General features: G+C 49.1%; 1 protein-coding gene and 1 pseudogene. Both read left to right on the top strand.

The genetic code is table 11. The features are described from left to right. Positions 1–362: 362 nt before the first annotated feature. Positions 363–3,533 carry an isoleucine--tRNA ligase gene (gene ileS / locus ACESLU_RS12775; RefSeq protein ID WP_372639024.1) on the top strand — a complete coding sequence of 1,057 codons (3,171 nt, stop codon included), beginning with the start codon at positions 363–365 and terminating at the stop codon, positions 3,531–3,533. 17 nt (positions 3,534–3,550) lie between these two features. After that, positions 3,551–3,805, top strand: a pseudogene (locus tag ACESLU_RS12770) (molecular chaperone DnaK); the annotation flags it as partial.

Raw genomic sequence — 3,805 nt, 5'->3', positions numbered from 1 at the left:
TTATCCGTACAGGATAAAAAATATTGGCAATGATATTGGAAATCAATGAATAGCACCCGTATTTGTACAGGCGTCGTGTCTCGCTTTCCGGAGCACAGAATAACATAAAGCGAACTTATATTAAAGGTCCTAGCGGAAGTTTTTGGATTCTGACTTGCAACTTATTTGTGCAATGCTTTTTATGGTTCGCTGACAAATAAAAATAACATTTCAAAATGTGAATTGATGGACTAAGACTTGTATCTTTGAGGCTCTTTTAAATAGATAAACAGGTTATAAAGAATGATTGCTGCGGGAAAGTGAGTAAAAAGTGATATATTTACTGCTTTCTTAAAGCTAACTGAGTATGTACAACGGTTTTTATGAGTAAACGGTTTGAAGAAGTCAAAAAACTTAATTTCTCGAAATTAGAGGTCGAGACCCTCAAGTGGTGGAAAGACCAGAATATTTTTGAGAAAAGTCTTACTACCCGCGAAGAGGGTATTCCCTTTACGTTTTATGAGGGACCGCCCACGGCGAATGGGAGGCCGGGCATTCATCACGTGATGGCCCGGACGGTCAAAGATATGTTCTGCCGCTATAAAACCCTGAAAGGGTATCGGGTAGAGCGCAAGGGAGGCTGGGATACCCACGGGCTCCCGGTGGAAATTGAGGTAGAGAAAGAACTGGGCCTGGAAGGGCGTGCGCAGGTAGAAGAGTACGGGGTAGCCGAGTATAACAAAAAGTGCCGGAAGAGTGTCCTTAAGTACAAGGATCTGTGGGACAAGCTAACCGATCGCATGGCCTACTGGGTAGACCTGGATGATCCCTACATTACGTTCGAGAACGATTATATCGAATCGGTCTGGTGGGCTTTTAAGACGCTTTACGAGAAAGGGCTGGTCTACAAGGGATACAAAATACAGTGGTACTCACCCGGCAGCGGAACGGTGCTTTCCTCGCATGAGGTGAGTTTGGGGTATGAGGAGACACAGGATCCCTCTATTTTTGTGAAATTCAAGGTCGAGATGGCCGAAGATGTGTATTTCCTGGCCTGGACGACCACCCCGTGGACCATTATCTCGAATATGGCGCTGGCCGTGAACCCGGTGCTGGATTATGCCAAGATCAGGCTTTCCGAAGGCGACCGCACCGAATATTATATCATGGCCAAAGATTGCATTGATGAGATTATCGATCACGACTATGAGATCGTTGAAGAGTATAAAGGAGAAAAGCTGGTCGGGTGGACGTATGACCCGGTGTTTGATTATGCGCTGGAAGAATACGATAAATCCGAGGCCTGGCGCGTCATCCCCGCAGATTATGTGACCACCGAAGAGGGGACGGGCGTGGTGCATACGGCCCCGGCATTTGGGGCGGATGACTATGAGACCGCCCAAAAGAACGACATCCCGATGTTTAATCCCATCGACGAGGATGGCAGGTTTACGGATGCGGCGCCCGAATTTGAAGGAGAGTGGTTTAAGGATGCCGACAAGGGCATCGCCCGGGCCATCAAGGATAAATACCTGATGTACAAACACGAGACGTACGTGCACAACTACCCGTTTGACTGGAGGAAAGGGACGCCGTTGATGTCCTACCCGGTGGAATCGTGGTTTGTGGAAACCACCGAAGTGAAAGATAAGATGGTCAGTTCGAACAAGAAGATTAACTGGAAACCCGAGAGTACGGGGACCGGGCGTTTTGGGACCTGGCTCGAAAATAATGTGGATTGGGCCGTTTCGCGCCAGCGTTACTGGGGATCCCCGATCCCTATCTGGGTGAGCGATGAAGACCCCGATTACATGGAAGTCGTCGGTAGCATTGAAGAGCTGAAAAAGAAGGCCGGCTTGTCCGATGATGAAGAGATCGACCTGCACCGGCCCTATATTGACGATATTACGTGGAAAGGTCCCAACGGGGGCACGATGCAGCGGATACCGGATCTGCTGGATGTCTGGTTCGATTCCGGGTCTATGCCCTTTGCCCAGTGGCACTACCCGTTTGAGAATAAGGATAAATTCAAGAAAAACTTTCCGGCCGACTTTATTGCCGAGGGCGTGGACCAGACGCGCGGCTGGTTTTATACGCTGCACGCCCTGGGGACTATGCTCTTCGACCAGCCCGCCTATAAGAATGTGGTGGCCAATGGACTGGTGCTGGATGAAAACGGCAATAAGATGAGCAAGTCGAAAGGCAATGCCGTTGAGCCCTTCGAGGTGATCCAGGAATATGGAGCCGATACCGTGCGATGGTATATGATGAGCAACTCATCGCCGTGGGAGAACCTCAAATTCAGCGAGAATGGCCTGCGGGAAACCCAGCGCAAGTTTTTTAATACGATTGTCAATACCTATTCCTTCTTCGCCATGTATGCGAATATCGATGAGTTTACCTACTCCGGGAAGACCATCCCGGCAGGAGATCGCCTGGAGATGGATCGCTGGGTTATTTCGCGTCTCAATACGACGGTCAAGCTGGTGGATGAGTTCCTGGATGATTATGAGCCTACAAAGGCGGCCCGGGCTATTGAACAGTTTGTGGAGGAGCTCAGCAACTGGTACGTGCGCCGAAATCGTCGTCGATTCTGGAAAGAAGGAAAAAGCCTGGACAAAGCGGCGGCCTACCAGACGCTCTATGAGTGTCTGGTGGATTTGGCTAAGCTGATCAGTCCCATTGCACCTTTTCTGGGCGAATGGCTGTACCAACGCTTAAACAGCGTAACCGAACAGGATGAGGAATCGGTTCATATTTCCTTTTATCCCACGGTGGAAGAAACGGCGATTGACAAACAGCTGGAACACCGGATGGAGCTGGCACAGCAGATCTCGTCGATGGTGCTGAGCCTGCGCAATAAGATTGAGATCAACGTCCGACAGCCCCTGGAGCGCATCATCCTTCCTATTGAAGGCGAAAGCGAACGTCAGGCGGTGGAAGCAGTCAAAGATATTATTTTGGATGAAGTCAATGTAAAAGCGATCCAGTTTGTAGATGACGACTCCGGCATTGTTCATAAGACGGCCAAGCCCAACTATGCCAAGCTGGGCAGCAGGCTGGGCCCCAAAATGAAGCCGGTGGCTGCCAAAGTAAACGAACTGACGACAGAAGAGATCAGCGAATTTGAGGAAACCGGATCTATTGAACTGGACCTCGGGGAGGAAGGCACTGTTCAGCTGGGCGATGACGCTCTTGAGATTAACCGGACCGGACTCGAGGGCTGGTCGGTAGAAACGGAGAAGGGCCTGAGCGTAGCACTGGATACAGAGCTGAGTCCTGAGCTGGTTCAGGAAGGATTGGCACGTGAGTTCGTCAACCGGATACAGAATATGCGCAAAGAGGCTGACTTTGAGATTGTTGACCGTATTACCATTGGTTTTGAAGGTTCTGACCAGCTGGAAGAAGCCGTGGGATCGATGAAGGAGTATATCAAAAGCGAAACACTTGCTGAAGAGATTATACGGCATAAACTTGAGGTATCAGATTTTGTGAAAACATGGGAAATCGGTGAAGAGAAATCGACCATTTCCATCAGAAGAAACCCTAATTAAGAAAATAAGTGGCTGTTATGGCATCTGAAAACAATGAAAATGAGGAGCGAGTGACCCCCTATTCCGACGAGGAGTTAGAATATTTCAGGGAGATTATTGAAAAGAAACGCAGGGAAGCTCAGAATGAACTTGAATCACTACAAAGTTCGCTGCGTGATAGTATGGAAAATGCCAATGACGAGTCGGCCTATTCTTTTCATATGGCTGATGCGGGAACAGATGCGCAGGAGCGGGAAAAGACGTATATGCTGTTCAACCGGACCAAGAAGTTT

The organism is Fodinibius sp. (assembly GCF_041642155.1).
In the GTDB taxonomy this organism is placed as follows: domain Bacteria; phylum Bacteroidota; class Rhodothermia; order Balneolales; family Balneolaceae; genus Fodinibius.
The sequence above is the reverse complement of the archived record's forward strand: the minus strand, read 5'-3'. Positions and strand labels throughout refer to the sequence as shown.